The organism is Vibrio sp. JZG120 (assembly GCF_053890955.1).
The window spans coordinates 156,997-179,053 of sequence record NZ_JBSRRK010000005.1; the positions used below are offsets into that span (position 1 = coordinate 156,997).

Annotated in this window: 25 protein-coding genes; 16 read left to right on the top strand and 9 right to left on the bottom strand. The window is 43.9% G+C overall.

All coding sequences use genetic code 11. From position 1 onward, the window contains the following. Window positions 1-34: 34 nt before the first annotated feature. Window positions 35-901, bottom strand: a complete 867-nt coding sequence (locus ACWPOD_RS12200) for a YicC/YloC family endoribonuclease (RefSeq protein WP_167427018.1) — start codon at window positions 899-901, stop codon at window positions 35-37. Window positions 902-1,085: 184 nt separating this feature from the next. Between ACWPOD_RS12200 and rph the strand changes: the two genes are divergently transcribed. Next, window positions 1,086-1,802 carry a ribonuclease PH gene (gene rph / locus ACWPOD_RS12205; RefSeq protein WP_104971148.1) on the top strand — a complete coding sequence of 239 codons (717 nt, stop codon included), beginning with the start codon at window positions 1,086-1,088 and terminating at the stop codon, window positions 1,800-1,802. Between the two features lie 104 nt (window positions 1,803-1,906). Further along, window positions 1,907-2,548 (top strand): orotate phosphoribosyltransferase, encoded by a 642-nt coding sequence (pyrE, locus tag ACWPOD_RS12210; RefSeq protein WP_006741831.1) that lies wholly within the window; start codon window positions 1,907-1,909, stop codon window positions 2,546-2,548. A gap of 84 nt (window positions 2,549-2,632) precedes the next feature. On the opposite strand, the gene ACWPOD_RS12215 is transcribed toward pyrE, so the two are convergent. The 3 genes from ACWPOD_RS12215 to coaBC all read right to left on the bottom strand — a co-directional run bounded on the left by ACWPOD_RS12215 (window position 2,633) and on the right by coaBC (window position 5,551). Continuing rightward, window positions 2,633-3,583: a Kdo(2)-lipid IV(A) acyltransferase gene (locus ACWPOD_RS12215; protein ID WP_033905948.1), complete on the bottom strand. Its 951-nt coding sequence runs from the start codon at window positions 3,581-3,583 to the stop codon at window positions 2,633-2,635. A gap of 6 nt (window positions 3,584-3,589) precedes the next feature. Next, the gene (gene slmA / locus ACWPOD_RS12220; protein WP_005379386.1) at window positions 3,590-4,180 is read right to left on the bottom strand and encodes a nucleoid occlusion factor SlmA; all 591 of its coding nucleotides are present in this window, start codon (window positions 4,178-4,180) and stop codon (window positions 3,590-3,592) included. A gap of 171 nt (window positions 4,181-4,351) precedes the next feature. After that, window positions 4,352-5,551: a bifunctional phosphopantothenoylcysteine decarboxylase/phosphopantothenate--cysteine ligase CoaBC gene (gene coaBC / locus ACWPOD_RS12225; RefSeq protein ID WP_164666575.1), complete on the bottom strand. Its 1,200-nt coding sequence runs from the start codon at window positions 5,549-5,551 to the stop codon at window positions 4,352-4,354. 193 nt (window positions 5,552-5,744) lie between these two features. Here coaBC and ACWPOD_RS12230 point away from each other — a divergent pair, with 193 nt between their 5' ends. From ACWPOD_RS12230 to ACWPOD_RS12260, 7 genes are all read left to right on the top strand, one after another. Beyond that, on the top strand, window positions 5,745-7,418 hold the full coding sequence (locus ACWPOD_RS12230; protein ID WP_167427017.1) for a methyl-accepting chemotaxis protein: 1,674 nt from the start codon (window positions 5,745-5,747) through the stop codon (window positions 7,416-7,418). A gap of 114 nt (window positions 7,419-7,532) precedes the next feature. Beyond that, entirely contained in the window at window positions 7,533-8,207 is a 675-nt protein-coding gene (radC, locus tag ACWPOD_RS12235) for a RadC family protein (protein ID WP_139059354.1), read from the top strand. A gap of 302 nt (window positions 8,208-8,509) precedes the next feature. Next, complete coding sequence (gene rpmB / locus ACWPOD_RS12240) at window positions 8,510-8,746, top strand: 50S ribosomal protein L28 (RefSeq protein ID WP_005384783.1); 237 nt, start codon at window positions 8,510-8,512, stop codon at window positions 8,744-8,746. A gap of 13 nt (window positions 8,747-8,759) precedes the next feature. Beyond that, window positions 8,760-8,930, top strand: a complete 171-nt coding sequence (rpmG, locus tag ACWPOD_RS12245) for a 50S ribosomal protein L33 (RefSeq protein ID WP_004410866.1) — start codon at window positions 8,760-8,762, stop codon at window positions 8,928-8,930. Window positions 8,931-9,192: 262 nt separating this feature from the next. Beyond that, a complete protein-coding gene (locus tag ACWPOD_RS12250) occupies window positions 9,193-9,669 on the top strand; it encodes a hypothetical protein (RefSeq protein ID WP_167427016.1) in 477 nt (158 codons plus the stop codon). Between the two features lie 102 nt (window positions 9,670-9,771). Continuing rightward, entirely contained in the window at window positions 9,772-10,581 is an 810-nt protein-coding gene (gene mutM / locus ACWPOD_RS12255) for a bifunctional DNA-formamidopyrimidine glycosylase/DNA-(apurinic or apyrimidinic site) lyase (protein ID WP_167427015.1), read from the top strand. A 109-nt stretch (window positions 10,582-10,690) separates the two neighbouring features. Beyond that, window positions 10,691-11,389 (top strand): glycosyltransferase family 25 protein, encoded by a 699-nt coding sequence (locus tag ACWPOD_RS12260; RefSeq protein ID WP_154647399.1) that lies wholly within the window; start codon window positions 10,691-10,693, stop codon window positions 11,387-11,389. Window positions 11,390-11,413: 24 nt separating this feature from the next. Here the strand turns inward: ACWPOD_RS12260 and ACWPOD_RS12265 are convergent, their stop codons facing one another. Genes ACWPOD_RS12265 through ACWPOD_RS12285 form a run of 5 tightly spaced genes read right to left on the bottom strand, consistent with a single transcriptional unit; the run spans window position 11,414 to window position 15,494 of the window. Further along, window positions 11,414-12,361 (bottom strand): glycosyl transferase family 90, encoded by a 948-nt coding sequence (locus tag ACWPOD_RS12265; RefSeq protein ID WP_006742527.1) that lies wholly within the window; start codon window positions 12,359-12,361, stop codon window positions 11,414-11,416. Further along, window positions 12,358-12,843 carry a pantetheine-phosphate adenylyltransferase gene (gene coaD, locus ACWPOD_RS12270; protein WP_167427014.1) on the bottom strand — a complete coding sequence of 162 codons (486 nt, stop codon included), beginning with the start codon at window positions 12,841-12,843 and terminating at the stop codon, window positions 12,358-12,360. The genes ACWPOD_RS12265 and coaD overlap by 4 nt, the downstream gene beginning before the upstream one ends. Next, the gene (locus ACWPOD_RS12275; protein WP_167427013.1) at window positions 12,836-13,639 is read right to left on the bottom strand and encodes a glycosyltransferase family 2 protein; all 804 of its coding nucleotides are present in this window, start codon (window positions 13,637-13,639) and stop codon (window positions 12,836-12,838) included. Before ACWPOD_RS12275 ends, coaD begins: the two co-directional genes overlap by 8 nt. After that, a complete protein-coding gene (locus tag ACWPOD_RS12280; protein WP_005395793.1) occupies window positions 13,636-14,403 on the bottom strand; it encodes a glycosyltransferase family 2 protein in 768 nt (255 codons plus the stop codon). The genes ACWPOD_RS12275 and ACWPOD_RS12280 overlap by 4 nt, the downstream gene beginning before the upstream one ends. Window positions 14,404-14,438: 35 nt before the next feature. Next, entirely contained in the window at window positions 14,439-15,494 is a 1,056-nt protein-coding gene (locus ACWPOD_RS12285) for a glycosyltransferase family 9 protein (RefSeq protein ID WP_130544845.1), read from the bottom strand. A gap of 107 nt (window positions 15,495-15,601) precedes the next feature. Here ACWPOD_RS12285 and ACWPOD_RS12290 point away from each other — a divergent pair, with 107 nt between their 5' ends. The 7 genes from ACWPOD_RS12290 to ACWPOD_RS12320 all read left to right on the top strand — a co-directional run bounded on the left by ACWPOD_RS12290 (window position 15,602) and on the right by ACWPOD_RS12320 (window position 22,044). Next, window positions 15,602-16,009, top strand: a complete 408-nt coding sequence (locus ACWPOD_RS12290; RefSeq protein ID WP_167427012.1) for a diacylglycerol kinase — start codon at window positions 15,602-15,604, stop codon at window positions 16,007-16,009. An 11-nt stretch (window positions 16,010-16,020) separates the two neighbouring features. Continuing rightward, the gene (locus ACWPOD_RS12295; protein WP_167427011.1) at window positions 16,021-16,731 is read left to right on the top strand and encodes a 3-deoxy-D-manno-octulosonic acid kinase; all 711 of its coding nucleotides are present in this window, start codon (window positions 16,021-16,023) and stop codon (window positions 16,729-16,731) included. 144 nt (window positions 16,732-16,875) lie between these two features. Beyond that, window positions 16,876-17,940, top strand: coding sequence for a dTDP-glucose 4,6-dehydratase (gene rfbB, locus ACWPOD_RS12300; protein ID WP_167427010.1), 1,065 nt, complete (start codon window positions 16,876-16,878; stop codon window positions 17,938-17,940). Beyond that, window positions 17,940-18,821 (top strand): glucose-1-phosphate thymidylyltransferase RfbA, encoded by an 882-nt coding sequence (gene rfbA / locus ACWPOD_RS12305; protein WP_167427009.1) that lies wholly within the window; start codon window positions 17,940-17,942, stop codon window positions 18,819-18,821. Before rfbB ends, rfbA begins: the two co-directional genes overlap by 1 nt. 41 nt (window positions 18,822-18,862) lie before the next feature. Further along, window positions 18,863-19,756, top strand: a complete 894-nt coding sequence (locus tag ACWPOD_RS12310; protein WP_167427008.1) for a formyltransferase family protein — start codon at window positions 18,863-18,865, stop codon at window positions 19,754-19,756. A 24-nt stretch (window positions 19,757-19,780) separates the two neighbouring features. Continuing rightward, entirely contained in the window at window positions 19,781-20,923 is a 1,143-nt protein-coding gene (gene rffA, locus ACWPOD_RS12315; protein WP_006742520.1) for a dTDP-4-amino-4,6-dideoxygalactose transaminase, read from the top strand. 2 nt (window positions 20,924-20,925) lie between these two features. Further along, window positions 20,926-22,044 carry a hypothetical protein gene (locus tag ACWPOD_RS12320; RefSeq protein ID WP_134647613.1) on the top strand — a complete coding sequence of 373 codons (1,119 nt, stop codon included), beginning with the start codon at window positions 20,926-20,928 and terminating at the stop codon, window positions 22,042-22,044. Window positions 22,045-22,057: the final 13 nt, after the last annotated feature.

Sequence of the window (22,057 nt, forward strand, 5' to 3'; positions counted from 1 at the left end):
GGGCTTTATACATGGGCATGGAACTGGTTGGAATCTATTCTATATTCTGGATCTGCTCACGCATCTGTTCAATCAGTACTTTCAGTTCAACGCCCGATGCGGTGATGTCGGTGCTGATGGATTTCGACGCTAGCGTGTTCGATTCACGGTTGAACTCTTGCATCATGAAGTCCAGACGACGACCCACTGCTCCACCTTTTTTCAGAATGTTTGTGGTTTCTTTTACGTGAGAGTCCAAGCGATCGAGCTCTTCAGCAACATCCGATTTTTGCGCTAGCAAAATCAACTCTTGCTCGATACGAGACGGATCCAGTTCCACTTTAGCGTCTTCGAACTTCGAGAATAGTCGCTCACGTTGCCATTCTAGTATTTCTGGCATGCGGGCACGCACTTTTATGACTTCTGCAGAGATGGCGTCTAAACGCTGTTCAATCAGCGCTTTCATGTTCTCGCCTTCACGAGCACGAGCTTCAATAAACTCATCCATTGCGCCATCAAACGCTTCTAGTAGCACTTTATTTACCGCATCCATGTCTTGCTCTGGAGTTTCCATTACCCCCGGCCATTGCATGACTTGAAATGGGTTGATTCGGCTCAGTTCACCAGTCATGTGCATGACTTGTTCAGCGGCCTTAATTACCTGGCTAGCAAGCGCTTCGTTGATGCTAAGCTCACCTTTTGCGGCAGGGTTTGCTTCAAAGCGCAGATTACATTCCACTTTGCCTCGCGCTAAGCGCTTACGAAAACGCTCGCGTAAAACGGGCTCTAATCCGCGAAATTGTTCTGGCATGCGGAAGTATGTTTCTAAATAACGCTGGTTCACGCTGCGGATTTCCCATACCGCAGAACCCCAGTCGCCTTTTACTTCTTTGCGTGCATACGCTGTCATACTGTAAATCATCGAATTTTCCTGTCTTCATTTTTTGAAAATTACTTCAAGAGTGTATCACGCTGCGTCGATAGGTGCGCGGGATGTATGGATTGTTTATGTTGTGCCAGCGGCGTAACCTATGAATCCGGAATCGATTCCGTTATAATCTTCGCCCAACCAAATCGTCTTCTCCTCATATTTAAGGTAGATGCCCATGCGTCCAAACGATCGCAAGGCGGATCAAGTTCGCCCTATCAAAATTACTCGTAACTACACAGCTTACGCTGAAGGGTCAGTGCTAGTTGAGTTCGGTAACACCAAAGTGTTGTGTAATGCGACCGTAGAAGAATCTGTGCCACGTTGGCTAAAAGGCCAAGGTAAAGGCTGGGTTACAGCTGAATACGGCATGCTACCTCGAGCAACACATTCTCGTACTCGTCGTGAAGCGGCAAGTGGCAAACAAGGCGGCCGTACGATGGAAATTCAGCGTCTTATCGCGCGAAGCCTACGTGCCGTTGTCGATCTAAAAGCCATGGGTGAGTTCATGATCACCGTTGACTGTGACGTTATCCAAGCTGACGGTGGTACGCGTACTGCATCTATCAGCGGCGCAAGTGTTGCAATGGCCGATGCGTTCCAACACCTAGTGGATAGCGGTAAGCTAAAAGCGAATCCAATGAAAGGCCACGTAGCGGCAGTTTCAGTTGGTTTGCTAGGCGATGAAGTATTGTGTGATCTTGAATACGTTGAAGATTCAGCGGCAGACACAGACATGAACGTGGTAATGACCGAAGAAGGTAAGATGATTGAAATTCAGGGCACCGCAGAAGGTGAACCGTTCAGTCACGAACAGCTGATGGCATTGCTCGAGTCGGCTAAAATCGGCATTACGGAAATTGTCGCAGCGCAGAAGGCGGCGTTAGCCAATTGATTTAGATAGCTCCCATTATGGGGGCTATTTTTTTATCTCGACAATAGAGAAATGAATGATTGTCGAGAAGAGACACAAGAAACCAAGGATATAGAGAGAAAATAATGAAAGCATACCAGCGTGAATTTATTGAGTTTGCACTTGAGAAAGAAGTTCTTAAGTTTGGTGAGTTTACTTTGAAATCTGGCCGTAAAAGCCCGTACTTCTTTAACGCTGGTCTTTTCAATACTGGTCGTGACCTAGCGCGTCTTGGTCGTTTTTACGCAGCCGCGCTTGCAGATTCGGGCATTGAGTTTGATGTGCTGTTTGGCCCGGCGTACAAAGGTATCCCAATCGCGACGACAACAGCAGTCGCGCTGGCGGATCACCACGATATCGACACGCCTTACTGTTTCAACCGTAAAGAAGCGAAAGATCACGGCGAAGGCGGTAACCTTGTAGGCTCTGCGCTTGAAGGTCGAATCATGCTAGTGGATGACGTAATCACAGCAGGTACTGCAATCCGTGAGTCGATGGAAATTATTAAAGCAAATGGCGCAGACCTTGCTGGTGTACTGGTTGCTATCGACCGCCAAGAGAAGGGCAAGGGCGAGCTTTCTGCGATTCAAGAAGTTGAGCGTGATTTTGGTTGTGCCGTGATTTCAATTGTAAGTTTGGGTGATCTTGTGACTTACTTAGAAGAGAAAGGTGACGCTGCTGAGCACTTGGAAGCAGTTAAAGCCTATCGCTCGGAATACGGCATTTAATTTGTTATTTTTCTGAAAAAGTAAAAAGGGCAGATGGATATCCATCTGCCCTTTTTTTGTTTTTGGATTTATCGCCTTGACGACTTACTTATAGCGAATGCCTTTCTCGACATGCTCATCTTGCATGGTTTTGTAGCGTTTATGGAGCCACATCCATTGCTCTGGAGCGCGTAGAATGACCTCTTCCACATACTTGTTCATATAAGCGGCAGCGGCGACTTCGTCTTTTTGTGGATAGTCGGCTTCAATGCACTTATCGGCGATGATGTCGTATTTTCCTTCGTCATTGCGAAACCCTGAGCCTGGGATGATCGCACATTTTGAGGTATACGCCAGAATGCTCGTGCCTGTTGTCGTACACGCATCGTCTACGGCAAAGAAGGGCACAAATACTGATTTTTTGCGACCGTAATCGTGATCCGGCAGATAGAACAGACGCTCACCACTGCGTAATACACGAATCATCTTTTTCACATCTTTACGATCAATCAATTTATTGCCGTTATGTGTCCGTCCCCAATACTGGATAAAGTTATAAGCAGGATTATTATGTGGACGAAACGCGCCGTACCCGGCCACGCCTAACACGGCGAAAGCACGCGCAGTGATCTCTAGATTAAGAGCATGGACACAACAAAGTAGGACGCCTTTACCTTCTTTGGCTTTTTCACGCAGTGCGCCGAGATCTTTCTCGACGATCAGGTTTTTAAAGCGCCAAGTCGGCCAGAACCAAGTGATCCCGGTTTCTATGAGTGCCATACCGGTATTTTTGAAGTTCTCTTCAACAATATGTTGAATCTCTTCAGGTGTTTTGTCTGGAAAGGCCAATTCTAAGTTACGTTGAGCAACGTGGACACGCTTTTTACCGTAGCGCATGCCAAGTTTACCGAGTGAACGACCTAATGAAAGCAGCAGCCGATAAGGAAGAATATTGACGAGGATGGCCAACAGACCAAAACCAAGCCATACGCCCCAGTTACGAGGGTGAAGAAGTGAAAGAGAAAACTCGGGCTGCGTGTATTTGTCTTTACTCATAATCTTTTACTTTATTTGTGCACTCAAAAGCGCCCAGTACTCGTCAAAGTTTGCAGTCGGCTGGTATTTAAAGTCGCTACGCACAAAGCGGTTTAGGCTACCCTCAACTTGTCCCAGAATTTGCGCGGCTAGGATGCGCTCTTCGACAGGGAAAGACTTCCCTTCACGAATCTTACGTTCACGCAGGATCTGGCGCAATTGTGTTTCTATGCGCTCAAAGAGTTGATTGATGCGTTCACGTAGGCGTTCATTTTCAAACATTAGAGCATGGCCCGACAAAATGCGTGTCAGACCAGGGTTACGTTCAGAGAACGCCAAAATCAGGTGCATCACCATACGAATACGCTCTAGAGTATCTTTTTCGTCGTCTAGAATACGGTTGATACGTGTCATCAATGCTTCTTCAATGAACTCAATCAACCCTTCGAACATGCGCGCTTTACTTGGGAAATGACGATACAGCGCGGCTTCTGAAACGCCGACTTGCTTGGCCAGTTTTGCCGTAGTAATGCGTGAAGCACCATCTGTTGATTCAAGCATTTCTGCCAATGCTTGTAAGATCTCTTCACGACGGTTGGATTTTTTACTGCCGGCCATTAGTTACTTCCTTTCAAAATACAAAGTTGAGCGGAGGGGATTATAAGACGCTATTTCGCCTCAAACTAGACCACTAAGGGTGGAATGGGAGATTTAACACCCTTAGTTGTCATGTTTGTACCAAATTTATGCCAGCTTTTGTGAAAAGTTGGCAGGGTTTTCAAACGTTAGTTACATCAATTGATGCATTTTTTCGAGAATTTTAAAGCTCAATGCTTCTTTTGATTCTAAATCGAGCGCAAGTTCACCCTCAGGCCAGTACAGGGTAATCGCGTTGTCGTTGCTGTTAAATCCTTGCCCTGCAACCGAAACGTCGTTTGCACAGATCATATCGAGGTTTTTCTTTGTTAACTTGCCTCGAGCGTAGGTCTCTACGTCATTGGTTTCAGCCGCAAAGCCGACGGTAAACGGACGCTTCTCCGTCATTGCTGCTACAGATGCAACAATATCAGGATTTTTAACCATATTAATGACCATTTCGTCGTTGTCTTCTGTCTTTTTCAACTTTTGAGACGCGATCGTTTGTGGGCGGTAGTCCGCAACGGCAGCGCAGCTAATAAACGCATCATGCTTGTTTGCGTGTGCAATAACGGCTTCGTGCATCTCTTGTGCACTGGAAACATTAATGCGCTCAGCACCTACGGGCGTATTTAAACTGACAGGACCGCTCACGAGGGTGACTTTGGCTCCCATCTGCGCTGCGGCGCTCGCCAATGCATAGCCCATTTTCCCGGAGCTATGATTCGTAATGTAACGCACTGGGTCAATCGCTTCGCGTGTTGGGCCTGCGGTGATGAGTATCGACTTACCTTCTAGCAATTTTGGCTGAAAGAACTGTTCACATAGATGCACTAGCTGCATTGGTTCCAGCATTCGACCTGGGCCCACATCGCCACAGGCTTGCTCTCCTGCAGCGGGGCCCCAGATGTGCATACCGCGACGCGCTAACGTTGCGATGTTCTCTTGGGTTGCGATATTGCGATACATCTGTTGATTCATCGCAGGAGAAACAGCAACAGGGGAATCCGTCGCGAGCACGAGCGTAGTAAGTAAATCGTTCCCCATGCCTGCGGACATGCGCGCGATTAAGTCCGCGGTCGCGGGCGCTAATAGCACTAAATCTGCCCATTTGGCCAATTCAATATGGCCCATAGAGGCTTCCGCTGCTGGGTCTAGTAAACTGTCCGAGACTGGACGGCCCGAAACGGCTTGCATGGTTAAAGGGGTAATGAACTCTTTTGCTGCTTTCGTCATTACCACTTGAACTTGCGCTCCTCTCTCTATGAGGCGACGGGTTAGCTCCGCACATTTATACGCGGCAATACCGCCACTGATGCCGAGTAGAATTTTCTTTCCTGCTAGTGTTTGCATGTGAGATCTCCAATTTGATGACCGGATTTTAACACAATTCAAAGTCTGACCGCCCGAGCATATATAACGAGAAGATAATTCACATCAAACTCCAGAGTATTAATCTGACCGAGGAAGGGAAAATTCTCGCCTACCTCACAGACAAGTTGCGCGGAGTTTGCAAGTCTGAAAAGAAAAAGAGGTGCTGGAAACCATGGTGTTGAAAAGTCGAAACAAATTGCTGCTGATAACCCTAATTCCGTTGTTGTTGATCACTACGTTGATCTCAGTGGTGTATTACATCAACAGCAGTAAAAGTTTGGAAGCGGAGCTGGCAAGAGACAGGCAAGAGCTCATCGAAACGAAAAAGAAAGAGTTACAAGCCTACATGATGATGGGTGTGACGGCGATAAAACCGTTATACGACACGGATGTAAATGGAAGTAATAAAGAGGCAGCAAAAGAAATTCTGAAAGCCATGCGCTTTGAAAGCGATGGTTACTTTTTTGCCTACGACTCTCAAGGTGTGAATACGTTACATGCCATCAAACCTTCTTTAGAGGGTAAAAACCTTTACGATTTAAAAGATGAAAATGGGGTCGCAGTTATCGCGGGCTTGATTGATGCTTCTCAAAAAGGGGATGGGTTCCTCTATTTCTCGTGGCACAAACCGACCATTGACGCACAAGCGCCTAAGCTAGGCTATGCAGAATATTTATCGAAATGGGACTGGGTTTTAGGCACTGGTGTTTATATTGATGACATCGACCAGCAAGTTGCGATGCACAGAGAGTTAAAGACTCAAGAGCTAAAAGAGCATACGTTATCTGCCGTGTTGATTTCCGTTGTTGGGTTGATCATTACCAGTGTTCTCACCAGTATCGTGGTGTCGAAAGGCATTCAGCCATTACAACATGTCGCGGCGTCATTGAAAGATGTAGCCGCAGGCGGCGGTGACTTAACGGCTCGTTTAAAAGTCGAAAGTCAGGATGAAGTCGGTGAAGTGGCGGCCGCGTTTAATGAGTTTATGGATAAGCTGCACCCACTGATGCAGGATATCCACCGCTCTGCGACGACAGTACAGACCGTTTCTCAAGATTTGAACACTCAGACCAGCCAAGCGAGCGGTCAAATGCAGGATCACTGTTTAGAGACGGACAAAGTCGTGACAGCAGTGACGCAAATGAGCATGACAGCCAAAGAAGTAGCCAGCAATACCAATGCGACCGCGCAGGCAATTGACGATGCCAACAGTCAAGTCACCGCCGCTCAGCATGAGGTCGAGCAAGCAATTGAAGGCATTACCGAGCTAGTGAGGGAGATAGACAGTACGTCAGATGCAATTTCTGAGTTGAGTTTACAAACCGAAAAAATAACCAAAGTGCTGGATGTGATTGGCGAGATAGCCGAGCAAACGAATTTGTTGGCCCTAAATGCGGCGATTGAAGCGGCTAGAGCGGGTGAGCAAGGCCGAGGGTTTGCCGTCGTTGCGGATGAAGTGCGCTCGTTAGCCAGTCGTACGCAAAATAGTACTCATGAAATTGGTGACATGCTTAAGCAGCTGCAAAATGGTGTATCAAGAGCGGTCAGTACAATGTCGGTGAGCCAAAAACGAGGTGTAAAAACGGCGGAAGAGTCGGCGCTCATTCAGCAATCTCTTTCTGGTGTTCATCATTCTATCGGTACGATTCGAGATATGGGTATTCAAACCGCGTCTGCCGCTGAAGAGCAAAGTGCGGTTGCAGAAGACATCAACCAAAACTTAGTGGCTATTCAACAGATCGTGAACAACATTAATGAGACGTTGCAGCATGCCGAGTCAATCAGCACGCAGCTATCACAATCTGGAACAGAAATTCACGGCTTGGTTGGCAACTTTAAACTCTGATGAACTGTTAAGTTGCATGGAAAGCACTGATGGTACGAAGAAAGCGAAAGTCATACTCGACTTTCGCTTTTTGTTTTGTGGAATAGGGGCACTTTCCATATAAAGAGACATCAGATGATACTGAAAGCTATGCCAACTGAGTCCATGCCCAGAGAGAAGTTGTTGCAACGAGGACCGCAAGCATTGACCGATGCTGAGCTACTGGCCATTTTCTTGCGCACAGGCACCCGCGGAATGAACGTGATTGAGCTTGCAGACTTCCTTATTCAAGACTTTGGTTCGCTCAGACAACTATTTTCATCATCAGAAGAAGAGTTTTGTCGTCATAAAGGGTTGGGACAAGCCAAGTATGTTCAGTTGCAAGCGGTACTAGAAATGACGCAGCGCTATTTAGCGGAAACGCTAAAGCGTGGTGACGCCTTAACCAGCCCCGACCAAACTAAGTTATATCTTTCTTCTATTTTAAGGGATCGGCAAAGAGAGGCTTTTTATATTCTTTTTCTCGATAACCAGCACCGAGTGATAAAAGATGAAATTTTATTTGAAGGAACGTTGGATGCCGCGTCGGTGTATCCGAGAGAAGTCGTCAAGCGTGCTCTGCATCATAATGCGGCGGCTTTGATTTTAGCGCACAATCATCCTTCAGGCGTTGCTGAGCCGAGCCAAGCTGACAGAAGGATTACAAGGCGTCTCACCGACGCATTAGCATTGGTGGATATTCGTATTTTGGACCATTTCGTCATCGGAGATGGGGAAAGTGTCTCTTTTGCTGAAAGAGGCTGGATATAACTGTGCGTTTTTTAGGTTGTTAGTTGCTAAAAATCTGCTATCATCCACGCCACTAAATTTTTAACTGAATTCAGCTTGGACTGCTAAAAAAATCTGCTGTCTAAAAAAAGATCACGAAAACCTGTAAAAAGGATCTGTTCGGGTCTTGAGCAATGCATATCAAGTTAGTATAATGCGCGACCTTTGATAGCCTTGTATGGATTTTCCATAGCGGTTCTTAACCTCTAACTTCTTTTCGAGAGATAGAGAGGTTCGGCCACCAAGGTTGATATCGAGCTGAAACGATTTTGGAGAAGACATTCATGTCACGAGTATGCCAAGTAACTGGTAAGCGTCCAGTAACGGGTAACAACCGTTCACACGCACGAAATGCTACTAAGCGTCGTTTTCTGCCGAACCTACAAACTCATCGTTTCTGGGTAGAGAGCGAAAAACGTTTTGTTAAACTACGTCTATCTGCTAAAGGTATGCGCATCATCGACAAGAAAGGTATTGATACTGTTCTTGCAGACATGCGTGCACGTGGCGAAAACGTTTAAGAGGAAATAAGCAATGGCAAAGAAAGGCGTTCGTGAGAAAATCCGTCTAGTATCTTCTGCAGGTACAGGCCACTTCTACACAACTGATAAGAACAAGCGTAACATGCCAGGCAAATTTGAGATCAAAAAGTTTGATCCAGTAGTTCGCCAGCACGTTATGTACAAAGAAGCAAAAATCAAATAATTGGTTTCAGTCTCTTTGATGAATTGAAAAACCCAACTTTCGAGTTGGGTTTTTTATTACTTGAAGAAAAATGTTCAGTACGTCATCGGATTATAAAGCACTGCTGAAGTCATTTTATCGGTCCGACGCTACACTAGAATTTTTGGTTTATCGCTCTCTACCGCTTTGCCACCAATTCTCTACACACTTGCACACCGTTGTTCTAGTCAAGCTCAATACTCTTTGGTAGTTTACTCATAACTATAAGAGAGTAGAGATGGTTATGCGTGTGAGTCCGGCTCGTCGTCGCCGATGGAACAATATTCTTATTCTGGGCATTATCGCGTTTATAGTGATCTTAAATGCGCCGATGTGGATCAAAACTTACCTATTAACAGACCAAGCAGACCCCTACCCAAATGTACTTCGCTCCGATTATACGGTGGAGTCTTTGTACTATAGTGGCTGGGAGTTCGAACTGCATGATGGACGGTGGCAATCTAACGTCAAAGTCGATGCACCGATCAGTGAACTTGTATCACGTTGGCAATCATTGGAAGGGACCGAGCTTACCTCGGAACAGTACGATCATTTAAAACCTAACCTGACGGTACCTGAAACGGTAGAAGTCTGGTATCAGGATCTCGAAGAGCCGCAGCGGGTGACTTTCTTTCGTTTACCTGATTTCTGGCTATTTAAAACCTGGCAAGACAAATGGGTCGCTATCTCCGTCGATGAAAACTACCTTATGCCAGAGTAGAGCCTTTTTGCGCCTATACCCCTAACAAGCTTCCCTATTTATCGTTTTTCTTTTCGATTATGCTAGCAGCGAGAACTATTAGCCGGTGAATTGGAGAATCTAATGCCTGAGTTGCCAGAAGTTGAAGTCAGTCGTATGGGGATTAGCCCCCACATGGTTGGACAAACGATCCAGTCGTTTACTTTTCGAACGCCTAAATTGCGCTGGGATATTCCTATAGAGCTTAAAAAATTGGAAGGGCAGGTGATCCGTGCGATTAGCCGTCGTGCGAAATACTTACTGATCGAGACAAACACGGGTACAGCCATTGTTCACTTGGGAATGTCGGGATCTTTACGTGTTCTAGATGCCGACTTTCCGCCAGCAAAGCACGATCATGTGGATCTCAAACTAAGCAGTGGAAAAATACTGCGTTATAACGATCCGCGTCGTTTTGGGGCATGGTTATGGTGTGCTCCTGGCGAGTCACATGCTGTACTAGCAAACATGGGGCCTGAACCATTAACTGAAGAGTTCAATGCGGAATATGTAGCGGAGAAAGCTAAAAATAAGCGTGTTGCCGTCAAGCAGTTCATCATGGACAACAAAGTCGTAGTTGGTGTCGGGAACATCTACGCGAATGAGTCGTTGTTTAAATCTCGAATTCACCCTTCAAGGCCCGTAGGTAAGCTGACTTCTCAAGAGTGGGGGTTACTTGTTGAAAATATCAAAATGACACTTGAGATTGCCATTACGCAAGGTGGGACTACGCTGAAAGACTTTGCGCAAGCCGATGGAAAGCCGGGTTACTTTGCACAAGAGTTATTAGTTTACGGAAAAGCCGGAGAGCCATGCCCAGAATGTGGCGAACGACTTCAAGAGCTAAAAATAGGGCAGCGTAATACCTTCTTTTGTGGTGAGTGTCAGAAGTAATAGGCTTGGAGAGTTATTGATAGTTCACGCTCAACAATGAGTATCCTTGCTAATAATTATAGGGGTAGATACTATATTGAGCTGCACTAAATCAGCTGAGGGTTTAACGGTGGAACTAAGCAGTAATACACCATTGAAAGTGTTTGTTATTACAACTGGAAATGAAGAGCGAGTAAATCGCATTCAAAATTACCTAAAGGGTATCGATTTTGAATTTGTTTACTCAGATTCTTATGATGATCTTCTTAAGCTAGAGAAAGAGTATGAAAGTTACTCTCATAAGTTTCGCCAAAAAGCGATCATGGCTGGAGAGATTGGTTGTTTTAAGACACACTCTCAAGCATGGGAATTGATTGTTGCGTCTGGAACGCCTGCGATTGTTCTTGAAGACAATATTGAGTTCATCGGTGAAGCATCAAGATTACTTGCTGATGACGTACTATCTTATATCCAAAGTTGTGGCTTAGTGAATTTTACTAACTTCTGCTACATTTTAGACCCAGAAAAACCTTTTAAAATATCAGATGTAAAAGAAAAGAAGCCGTTTCCAACCGTGTGTTATGGCATTACACCATTAAGAGCTAGAGATCTATTAAGCAGCATGAGAAAAACGGCTTATGCTGTGCCAATTGACAAGTGGTTAGCGATTCCCAAATTAAGTGGTTGTTATGGTTACATCAGCCCAATAGTGGTAGCGAAAAGAGAAGATAACCTGACTAGTATTGCTAATAAACGTAAGGGGAAAAAGACTTTTAATCCCCTTAACATGATTCAGCGTGTTATCAATAAAATTAAGTACAACTACTAGTTATTTCAGGGTTACCTAATAGATTTAGGTAACCCTTTTCTTCGTTTCTGCAAGATTAAAATACTTCTCTGCGACCAATAGAGAAATCAACCTTTCTCGTTTGGTGTCTTTAAATTGCTCAACCCACTGATGAGCATTCTGTATAATTTCTTCTGCCTTGTCAGGGTGTTCTAAGTAGTAGTCCATTTTTTCATCTAGGTCAGAAAAATCATCTTTGACTTGAACAAAGTGCACACCCGCTTTTAGTTTTCCTTCCATAAACCATGTTTCATAGCGCAGCTTAGGGGTGAAGCACAAAGAGTTGGAGGACATGATCCACTTAAGATTGGTTGCGACGTCCATTCCCTCCAAGCTCAAAATGAATTTGTACTCAAGTTGTTCTGAGATACTCATTGAAGGGGTCACGTAGCTCAGTTGTTCTGGATCTTTATCCTGCGTATCCACTCGACCGATATTACAGCGAGGATTATGGAAATGACGAGAAAGTAGTTTTCTTCGATTTGGTCGAAATCCCGTCCCACGCCATACAATCATGTCTTTTTTAGTTTGGTACGGCTTGTCTTTGTCCACAAAAAAGTAGTGTCTAACGGCGTTTAGCTTTAGTAGGACCGAGTTGGTGTTCTCTCCTTTAATAGGTCGACTTTTTAAAAAACTCGGCTCGTTTGGTACATCAATGACATCGCCATTGACATATTTGAAGACAGCCTTTTTGGGGAAGCATTTAATAACCTTCAATAGATCATAGTAATAAGCGCTGCCGCCCGTTTTTTTAAAGTCTTTTACTTTCGTAAGATCTGGAGGAGTCAGTTCGAAGCTCGTGGTATGTTTATTGTAATAATTAACGCGTTCACGCAAGTACTCTTCATCATAACTTGGGGCTTGTGCTAATAGTTTTTTTGCGGAATAACGAAACAAAAAAGAAGGTAAATAAGCGAGTATTCCGTTAGATAAGTAATACTTTAACTTTTTCATGCTGAACGTAGTTTTTCTAAGATGGCTGTGTTTACAGGGCTCGGAACGAATTGGGCGACATTTCCACCATGAATCGCTACTTCTCTTACTATTGTTGAGGACAAGAACGCGAACTCTTCTGAAGGGGTAAGAAAAATACTTTCTAGTCCGGGTAGTAACTTACGGTACATACTCGTCAAACCAAACTCGTACTCAAAGTCCATTGTTGTGCGAAGTCCTCTGATTAGGATCGAAGCTTGTTGTTCTTTGGCGAAATCCACAAGTAAACCACTAAAGCCGACAACGCTGACATTGCTTAAGTGTTGACAGCATTGGTGGACCAGTTCTACACGCTGATCCAATGAGAACATGGTGTTTTTCGAAGGGCTAGCTGCAACTCCAATTGTTACTGAGTCGAACATTTTTGATGTGCGTTCGATTAAATCTAAATGGCCATTGGTAATTGGATCGAAAGTTCCAGGATAGATAACCTTTTTATTCATCGCTGCAATCCTCTGAAATAAACTGATCAACACCATTCTCACAACGCTTAAGCTTGTTTTTAATGGTATTATCTAAGATTTCATCGTTTTGGCTCAATGACGCACGAGAGTTTTCTACGTGGTATAAGTGGTAGCCTACACCTGCAAATTTTAAGTAAAGGCGTGACTTGCCCGCATTCAACATGCGGTGAACAAATTCGCTATCTTCGCGTCCCCATCCAACAAAATCTTGGTTGAAGCCGTTGACCTCTAAGACATCTTGTTTCCAAAACGCCATATTGCAACCGCGAGTGGCTTTATCGTTATTGCGCTCGTAAGAGAACCATTTTGATAGCAAGGCGTTGGTGATGCAGTTTTTACGATTACGAATGCCGTTGCTAAAGATAGAAGGCACTAAGCCGTTTTCCATGATGGCCTTGCTGCAGTTTTCATCCGTTAACACACGTCCACCCTGCACAAACCAATTTGGCTTTGCGACTTGTTTATGTGATTCAATAAACGTTTGAGACAGCACCATGTCGCCATCAATCATGATGAGGTAGTCACCTGATGCTTTGGCGATTGCACGGTTGCGGCTCATTGAAAGTTGAAAGCCATTATCTTCGTGCCAGCTATGAATAAGTGGTACTGGAAAGCCTTCACGCAGTTGGTCGATCATTGCTTTGGTCTCGTCTCGAGAACCGTCATCTGCAACGATGACTTCATCAGGCAAAACGGTTTGACGTTTCACGCTTTCTAACACCGCTTTTAATGCTTCTTTCCAGTTGTAAGTGGTGATAATTAAAGTCGTTTTCATGATTTTTTTGCCTGTTCACGTAAGTAGAGATCGATATATTTTACAAAAGTAGAGTGCATGCTTAGCCAAGCTAGAATGAAGCCATGTTTGCCATCAAGGAAACCTCGTTTGAGAACATACATCTTCAAAAAGCTCGCAAGAGCGTGAACGATAGCGGTCGTTAACCCCGCTTTCTTTTTACCTTCCCGTTCATCTGTCCAGGCCTTAAGGTAACCAGTGGTCTTATTGATGTAATGATGAAGGTGCTCGTAAGTGTAGTGATGCAGTCGACCATCCAGTTTTTCAGTTTGATAGTTTTTCTCATCAACTTTTTCATGAACGAGCGAATCATTATATTGTGTATATTCGGTGCGATATAAGCGCACAATCCAGTCTGGAGACCAACCAGAATGGTAGATGAACTTACCAAACGCTGAGCTTAGTCGGTTAAGCTTGTATAAAACGTTCGGCTTATTGGCTGATACCGCGTGTAAGATACTTTCTTTTAGCTCTGGAGTGACTTGTTCGTCTGCATCAAGCCATAAAACGTAGTCTGCCGTAACGTATTGCTGCGCAAGTTGGCGTTGTTTACCGAAACCTGGCCAATCTAGGTTGGTGTAAAACTTATCCGTGTATTGTCGGGCGATTTCTTCGGTGCGATCGGTGCTGCCCGAGTCTAGAAGGACAATCTCATCGACCCAATCTTTTACTGTGTCTAGACAAGCTTGTAAGTGCTTCTCTTCATTTTTTACAATTAAGGCAACGGCTAAGGTTGGTTTGGACAAGGTCATTTCCTTCTTAACAAATCAAGACAGTAAGTTTACTGGTATTGAGGATACAAATCTTCTAAGACTTGATCGAACATGCTCATTACTTGAGTGCTGGTAATGCGGTTCATTGCCGTTTCATCTTTAGCGCGAGTTCGCCAGCTTAACTCGTGACTGTTTTTGCCTGTTTCCGCAAAGATCGTTTCTTCATAAACCGAGACAACGTATTTTAGGTAGCGGTAAGGCCCCACTCGAAGCGGATTATGGTGTGCATAGAGCCCGATGATTGGCGTTTTCATGGCATTTGCCATGTGTGCTGGTCCGGTATCGGGGGCGATGACCATTTCAACCTTATCTATTAACGCAAGCATTTGCAGAATTGAACTTTGTCCAACTAAATTTAGACACGGTTCTTCCAAGCGAGATTGAATGGCCTCTGCCAGGTCCAATTCTACCTGAGCAGGGCTGCCTGCCAGAATCACGTTCCAGCCTTTTGCTCTGGCGTGATGAATCACATCCACATAACCTTCCGCGTTCCAGTTTTTATAAGCTTTGCTCGCACCAGGCACAATCAGCAGGTTAGGTTTACTACGAGAAATATGAGACTCTGCCCAAGCTTGGTCGTGGTCTGAATAAGAAAGTACCCAGTCCAGTTCTGCCTTTGGTACCCCAATTTGATGGGCAAAGGCCATTAAGCCATCTGCGACATGCAGAGATTGCGGGGAAGGCACTTTGACATTGGTAAATAGCGTCTGAAAATCTTGGCTTCTATCAGAAGAGAAACCAAGTTTGTATTTTGCTTTAATGCCCAACGTCGCGACACTCGCTCGAATCGCGTACTGCATATGCAATAGCGCATCAAACTCTCTGCCTTTCAGCTGTCGCCAAAGCGATTTGTAGCCATCAAGTCCCGCTTTTTTATCAAAAACAATCACTTCTACACCATCGATGGCGGCTAATAACTGGGCTTCAAGTTTACCCGTTATCCAAGTAATCTGGGTCGAAGGCCAGTGTTTCTGAATAGCTTGAATGGTGGCGATAGTATTGCAAACGTCTCCAATAGCGGACAAACGCAAGACGCATAGTGACGATGGGGCAGAAGTGAACATAATTATTGTCTGATTCGATGAATAGAGGCAGGTAAATTATGCAGACATCCCCAATAAATGTAAAATACACGGCTCGAATATAGCTAAGTACTGATAAGTGTTCTGCAATGTCAAAGACAACACCGCATCAATCGCAAGAATCTGGCAAACCGGGTAATACCGGGCTAAAGCGCATCGTTAAAGCGACGGGTTATTCGATCCAAGGATTAAAAGCGGCTTTTAAGCATGAAGCTGCCATTCGACAAGAGTTGGCTCTGTTGAGTATCGCTGTGATTTTGGCTTGGCTAGTGGATGTCGGCATGATTGAGCGTATCTTAATGATCGGGGTCGTGGTGTTAGTCTTGATTGTAGAGCTTGTGAATTCAGCTATTGAGGCTGTGGTTGATCGTATCGGTATTGAGCGGCATGAACTCAGTGGTCGAGCTAAAGACATAGGCTCTGCTGCCGTTATGGTTGCATTGGCGTTCGCCGGATTTACTTGGTTGTATATATTAACCAGCCGATATTTAGGCTAGGGGGTAAGCGCGTGACTCAACAGTATCAAAACAACAACCAAATGATCTGGTTTGATGACGAGATCCTTACAGACCCTAGCCAACCGATATTTGATGCGGAATACTGGCAGTCCTTAGACAAGGTGGTTGGCAGTGCGACGGGGCGAGGCACGACATGGTTTATCCAACTAGAGAACATGCAAGCAGCACTGCGTCATTACCGTCGTGGCGGTTTGTTTGGGAAGTTGGTTAACGATCATTATTGGTTCTCTGGCTGGGATAACACCCGTAGTGCGCAAGAGTTTCAGCTTTTATTGGCGCTAATCGAGGCTGGGGTGCACGTTCCTCGTCCAATTGCAGCAAGAGCCGTAAAGTCAGGACTCTTCTATCACGCTGATTTATTAAGTGAGCGAATCCCAAACGCCAGAGATCTGGTTAGTATCTTGCAAGAACAATCGTTATCGGCAGAAATGTATCAGAAAATAGGGCAAGAAATTGCCAAGATGCATCAGGTTGGCGTTAACCATACCGACTTGAATATCCATAATATCTTGATCGACGACAAAGATAAGGTATGGATTATCGATTTTGATAAGTGTCGTTTTGAAACTTCTGGTGACTGGAAGCACCAAAATCTAAATAGACTTCTGCGTTCATTTAATAAAGAGCGTTTAAAGCGACAGATTATTTGGCAAGAATCCGATTTTGAGCATTTGCAGGACGGTTATGCTTCTCAATCTTAATTGAGTTTTTTATTATTTTGCATTAATTGCTCTAAGTAAGCCCTCTTGAGTCTAACGATGCTCGAGTGAGTCTATAAACTACAATAATCATAAAGTATTCATGTGTATCTGATAGCACACAAATTAACGTAGGTAACATTTGTAATGAAAATATTAGTAACCGGTGGAGCAGGCTTCATTGGGTCAGCTGTTGTCCGACATATCATTCGTGACACCCAAGATACCGTTATCAATTTAGATAAACTGACCTACGCAGGGAATCTAGAGTCACTGGTTGATGTCTCAGAGAGTGAACGTTACTACTTCGAGCAAGTGGATATCTGTGACCGAGCTGAACTAGACCGCGTTTTTTCAGAGCATCAACCCGATATGGTGATGCATTTGGCCGCCGAATCTCATGTCGATCGTTCTATTGATGGTCCTGCTGCTTTTATTGAGACCAACGTGATGGGCACTTACCATTTGCTTGAAGCGGCGCGTCAATATTGGTCGAACCTAGATGAAGCGCGCCAATCAGCATTCCGTTTTCATCATATTTCTACGGATGAAGTGTACGGCGATTTAGAGGGGACGGATGATTTGTTCACCGAAACCACTTCATACGCGCCGAGCAGCCCATATTCCGCATCTAAAGCGTCGAGCGATCATCTGGTTCGCGCTTGGCAACGTACTTATGGTTTACCAACACTTATCACTAATTGCTCCAACAACTATGGCCCGTACCACTTCCCAGAGAAGTTGATCCCTCTGATGATTTTAAATGCCCTCGACGGCAAGCCGTTGCCTGTGTATGGCGATGGTATGCAAATCCGAGATTGGCTGTTTGTGGAAGATCATGCACGCGCGCTGTACAAAGTGGTCTGCGAAGGTGAAGTCGGTGAAACCTACAACATTGGTGGCCATAACGAAAAAGCAAACATCGAAGTGGTGAAAACCATTTGTGCTTTGCTTGAAGAGTTGCGACCAGACAAGCCGGCCGGGGTCGAGTCTTATGAATCTTTGATCACTTATGTCAAAGATCGACCTGGTCATGATGTGCGTTACGCAATTGATGCCACCAAGATCGCTCAAGAGCTTGGCTGGACGCCAGAAGAAACGTTTGAAAGCGGTATTCGCAAAACCGTGGAATGGTACCTAAATAATCCACAATGGTGGCAGCGTGTGCTTGATGGCTCATACAGTCTTGAGCGACTAGGAGCGGGCGAATAATGAAAGGCATTATTTTAGCAGGCGGCTCGGGCACTCGCCTTTACCCTATTACACGTGGTGTCTCTAAGCAGTTGCTGCCGGTTTATGACAAACCAATGATTTACTACCCGTTGTCGGTACTCATGCTTGCGGGCATTCGTGAAATCTTAATCATCACCACGCTAGAAGACCAGGAGGGTTTTCAGCGCCTATTAGGTGATGGCTCAGAGTTTGGCATTGAGTTGCAATACGCGATTCAACCAAGTCCAGATGGCTTAGCTCAAGCGTTCATCATTGGCGAAGAATTCATTGGCGATGACTCAGTATGTTTAGTGCTGGGTGACAACATCTTTTATGGACAAGGGTTCACTCCTATTCTTCAGCAAGCTGCGATGAAGAGCCGTGGTGCGACGGTATTCGGTTATCAGGTTAAAGATCCAGAGCGATTTGGCGTTGTAGAATTTGATGCCAATATGCAGGCGATTTCGATTGAAGAAAAACCAGTAAAGCCTAAATCCAATTATGCTGTCACTGGGCTATATTTTTATGATAACCGAGTCGTCGAATTGGCAAAAAAAGTCAAACCTTCATCTCGTGGTGAGTTAGAGATTTCGACGCTAAACCAAATGTACCTTGAGCAAGGTGACCTGAATGTTCAATTACTAGGGCGCGGCTTTGCTTGGTTAGATACTGGAACACATGAAAGCCTGCATGAAGCCTCTTCGTTTGTTCAAACCATTGAAAATGTTCAAGGTCTTAAAGTTGCCTGTTTAGAAGAGATTGCGTGGCGCAATGGGTGGTTATCAACTTCTCAAGTTATCCAATTTGCTCAACCAATGTTAAAAAATGACTACGGACAATACTTAAATAAAATTATTTGTGATGATTGCTCATCAAGCTAAATAGAGATTACCCAAAACGAGTCCAAGCTTCAGGTATTGTTATGTGTAAAAAAATAGTATTACATGCGATGACTAAAAAAGGGTATGAAGTTGCTACCCTTTTATTTGAAAAATATCGAGAAATTGTTGATTTCCTTGTTATAGGAAAAGATAAAAATATTAAAGATGATTATAGTGAAAATTTGAGAAAATTAGCTATCAACTACGGTGTTCAGTATTATTATCATAATGACACTTACACAATACCTCAAGAATCCTATGTGTTAGCAGTGTCATGGCGCTGGATGATTAGAAGTATCGAAGATAGCAAGTTAATTGTTTTCCATGACTCTATTTTACCTCGATATAGAGGCTTTGCTCCGCTAGTGAATAGTTTAATTAATGGTGAGCATGAAATTGGTGTTACAGCTCTATTTGGTTCAGATGAGTATGATAAAGGTGATATTATTGCACAAGCTACTTCATTTATTGACTATCCAATAAAATTATCTGATGCAATTGAAGTGAATAACCTCAATTATATAAAACTGGCAGATTTGATATTTAATAGTTTACATTCCGGAAGAGAAATAAAATCCTCACAACAAGATGAGTCATTAGCGACATATTCAATATGGCGAGACGAATCTGATTATGAGATCGATTGGAATCAAAGTTCTACATACATTAAACGATTTATTGATTCTGTAGGGTACCCATATTCTGGAGCTATTACTAATGTTGATGAGAATAAAGTGGTGGTCTTGGATGCTGAAGTAGTACAGGATGTGGTTTGTGAGCATAGGCATGTTGGTAAAGTGATATTTGTTGAAAATGGCTGCCCCGTTGTAATTTGTGGTAAAGGCTTGTTGAAAATCACCAAAGCAGTAGTGAAGGAAGAAAACCAAGCTCGAGATTTCTTGCCGATCAATAAATTTAGAATGAAATTCTATTGATTGTAACCCCAGAGAGATAGATTAATGATTCCATTTAATAAGCCCCCAGTTGTAGGTAAAGAGCTTAGCTTTATTGAGCAAGCTATCCAAGGAAGTAAACTCTCGGGAGATGGGCCACTTTCTGAACGATGCGAGAGTTGGTTTGAAAACAGAGCGAGCTGTATTAAGACTTTGTTAACGCCTTCATGTACCCATGCGCTTGAACTTGCCGCTTTGCTGATCGATATTCAGCCTGGTGATGAAGTGATTATGCCAAGCTACACTTTTGTTAGCACTGCGAATGCATTTGTACTGCGTGGTGCAAAAGTGGTGTTTGTTGATATTCGTCCAGATACGATGAACATTGATGAAACCAAAATTGAGGCTGCAATCACTGAAAAAACGGTTGCTATTGTACCTGTACATTATGCTGGTGTTGCTTGTGAGATGGACACGATCATGAGTATTGCAGAGAAGTATAAACTCATTGTTATTGAAGATGCGGCTCAAGGTGTGATGTCTACTTACAAAGGGAAAGCGTTGGGGGCAATTGGCCATCTAGGTGCATATAGTTTTCATGAGACGAAAAATTATACGTCCGGTGGTGAAGGTGGACTACTTCTTATTAATGACCAATCTTTTGTTGAGCGTGCAGAAATTGTCAGAGAGAAGGGGACGAACCGAAGCTTGTTCTTCCGTGGCATGGTAGACAAATATACTTGGGTTGATCTTGGTAGTAGTTTGCTTCCAAGTGAGATACAAGCAGCATACCTTTGGGGACAGCTTGAAGAAGCTGAAGGGATTAACCAAAGACGGCTACAAATTTGGCGAAAATATCTAGATGAGCTTACGCCTCTTGCCGCAAAACACAATATAGAAGTGCCAACTGTTCCTTTTGAATGTCAGCACAATGCGCATATGTTCTACTTGAAACTGGAAAATCTGGAATTGAGAAGCCAGTTTATTGAAATGCTTCGTGAAGAGGGCATAGTTTCTGCGTTTCACTATATTCCATTGCATAGCTCACCAGCTGGCCAACAGTTTGGTCGGTTTGTCGGCAGTGATATATATACGACACAAGAAAGTGAGCGCTTGGTAAGACTACCACTGTACTTCAATATGAGTGATAGTGAGCAGTCTTATGTTATTAATGCTATAAAAAATGTTTTAGGGCGCATGGAATTGTAAAAATGCAAAGCAACGAGATTAAACATATTTTTTTAGTGTCTAGCACAGACTACTTTTCCCCTCTGTTTATTGATGCCTTAATTGAGAAAGCTGGCATTAATCACGAGACGTTAGGTGTCGTCATTTTCGGATGTGGTGATATTGAATCTCAGTACCCTAAGAAAATTGATGGAGTCACTTACTTTTCTTATGAGAAGGTGAACAACTCTATTTTTTTGAACGCTTCAACGATAACTTATTTCTCTCTGAGTGCACTTAACTCTGCTCAAATTCGAGAGGTTCTCGAGCTTAGTCCACAAATGAAGAGCAAGTGTTATATGTTTATCACGGATGATGAGGTTGACAGATGGCTTTGGTGCAAAGATAAACATGGACGCTTAGTTGCAGATGTTAAGCTTAACATTACAGAGAATGATCTTTGGGTTTTAAGTCAACAAGAGCAGTTTATTGCTTTAAATAGTGCGTTTCGTGAGAAGTTGAGCCAAGTATTAGAAAGGTGTGATTTTTGTCTTGTTGATTCTAGTGTTGTCTTCGACACATTACCCACTAAATCTGCTGAGACTCTGGCGATTTCTGTTTATGCAGACGAAAAAAATAAGAAAAAAAGTATCCTTTTAGGTACTAAACCTAATGCATTTAAATATCAAAACATTAAAGCGATGTTGCGTGCATTCATAAAAGCTGGAGTGCACACGGAATACAAGTTTGTTGTGATGTGGCCTGTAAAGCAGTGGCGAAAACGTCTTCTTTTAGATCTTTATTTAACCTATTTGCAAAAGATAAAGAAGCAAACAGTCGATGTGTCTGTCATAACTTCACTTCCCCCACTAGCTTACACGGCTGTTGTGATGTCGTGCACCCATCTTGTGCTTCAACCTAGAGGCGGAGCTAGTACCGCCCGTCAACTGATGAAGTGGGGGCAAGGTAAGGTTTATGTGGCGAAAGGAAGCCACAATGAACTGTTCTTTAAAGATGCACAAAATGTTGAACTCTGTAGTTTTTCTACATTTGATGAGCTAGCGAGCAGTTTAGGAAAACAGATTGATGTTAAAGCTAATGCCTCTAAAATAAATGCAGAAGAGCAACGTTCACTTCAAGAGCTAGCTACACTTTATAGCTAGGCCACACCCAGAT

What these genes read in the sequence shown, in the direction of transcription:
- ACWPOD_RS12310 (WP_167427008.1), top strand. Translation starts at nt 18,863, where the DNA reads ATGTGTAAAAAAATAGTATTACATGCGATGACTAAAAAAGGGTATGAA.
- ACWPOD_RS12215 (WP_033905948.1), bottom strand. Translation starts at nt 3,583, where the DNA reads ATGAGTAAAGACAAATACACGCAGCCCGAGTTTTCTCTTTCACTTCTT.
- rpmG (WP_004410866.1), top strand. Translation starts at nt 8,760, where the DNA reads ATGGCAAAGAAAGGCGTTCGTGAGAAAATCCGTCTAGTATCTTCTGCA.
- ACWPOD_RS12275 (WP_167427013.1), bottom strand. Translation starts at nt 13,639, where the DNA reads ATGAAAACGACTTTAATTATCACCACTTACAACTGGAAAGAAGCATTA.
- coaD (WP_167427014.1), bottom strand. Translation starts at nt 12,843, where the DNA reads ATGAATAAAAAGGTTATCTATCCTGGAACTTTCGATCCAATTACCAAT.
- ACWPOD_RS12320 (WP_134647613.1), top strand. Translation starts at nt 20,926, where the DNA reads ATGCAAAGCAACGAGATTAAACATATTTTTTTAGTGTCTAGCACAGAC.
- pyrE (WP_006741831.1), top strand. Translation starts at nt 1,907, where the DNA reads ATGAAAGCATACCAGCGTGAATTTATTGAGTTTGCACTTGAGAAAGAA.
- ACWPOD_RS12285 (WP_130544845.1), bottom strand. Translation starts at nt 15,494, where the DNA reads ATGTTCACTTCTGCCCCATCGTCACTATGCGTCTTGCGTTTGTCCGCT.
- rpmB (WP_005384783.1), top strand. Translation starts at nt 8,510, where the DNA reads ATGTCACGAGTATGCCAAGTAACTGGTAAGCGTCCAGTAACGGGTAAC.
- rph (WP_104971148.1), top strand. Translation starts at nt 1,086, where the DNA reads ATGCGTCCAAACGATCGCAAGGCGGATCAAGTTCGCCCTATCAAAATT.
- radC (WP_139059354.1), top strand. Translation starts at nt 7,533, where the DNA reads ATGATACTGAAAGCTATGCCAACTGAGTCCATGCCCAGAGAGAAGTTG.
- rfbB (WP_167427010.1), top strand. Translation starts at nt 16,876, where the DNA reads ATGAAAATATTAGTAACCGGTGGAGCAGGCTTCATTGGGTCAGCTGTT.
- coaBC (WP_164666575.1), bottom strand. Translation starts at nt 5,551, where the DNA reads ATGCAAACACTAGCAGGAAAGAAAATTCTACTCGGCATCAGTGGCGGT.
- ACWPOD_RS12290 (WP_167427012.1), top strand. Translation starts at nt 15,602, where the DNA reads ATGTCAAAGACAACACCGCATCAATCGCAAGAATCTGGCAAACCGGGT.
- ACWPOD_RS12250 (WP_167427016.1), top strand. Translation starts at nt 9,193, where the DNA reads ATGCGTGTGAGTCCGGCTCGTCGTCGCCGATGGAACAATATTCTTATT.
- ACWPOD_RS12230 (WP_167427017.1), top strand. Translation starts at nt 5,745, where the DNA reads ATGGTGTTGAAAAGTCGAAACAAATTGCTGCTGATAACCCTAATTCCG.
- rffA (WP_006742520.1), top strand. Translation starts at nt 19,781, where the DNA reads ATGATTCCATTTAATAAGCCCCCAGTTGTAGGTAAAGAGCTTAGCTTT.
- slmA (WP_005379386.1), bottom strand. Translation starts at nt 4,180, where the DNA reads ATGGCCGGCAGTAAAAAATCCAACCGTCGTGAAGAGATCTTACAAGCA.
- ACWPOD_RS12265 (WP_006742527.1), bottom strand. Translation starts at nt 12,361, where the DNA reads ATGAAAAAGTTAAAGTATTACTTATCTAACGGAATACTCGCTTATTTA.
- mutM (WP_167427015.1), top strand. Translation starts at nt 9,772, where the DNA reads ATGCCTGAGTTGCCAGAAGTTGAAGTCAGTCGTATGGGGATTAGCCCC.
- ACWPOD_RS12200 (WP_167427018.1), bottom strand. Translation starts at nt 901, where the DNA reads ATGATTTACAGTATGACAGCGTATGCACGCAAAGAAGTAAAAGGCGAC.
- rfbA (WP_167427009.1), top strand. Translation starts at nt 17,940, where the DNA reads ATGAAAGGCATTATTTTAGCAGGCGGCTCGGGCACTCGCCTTTACCCT.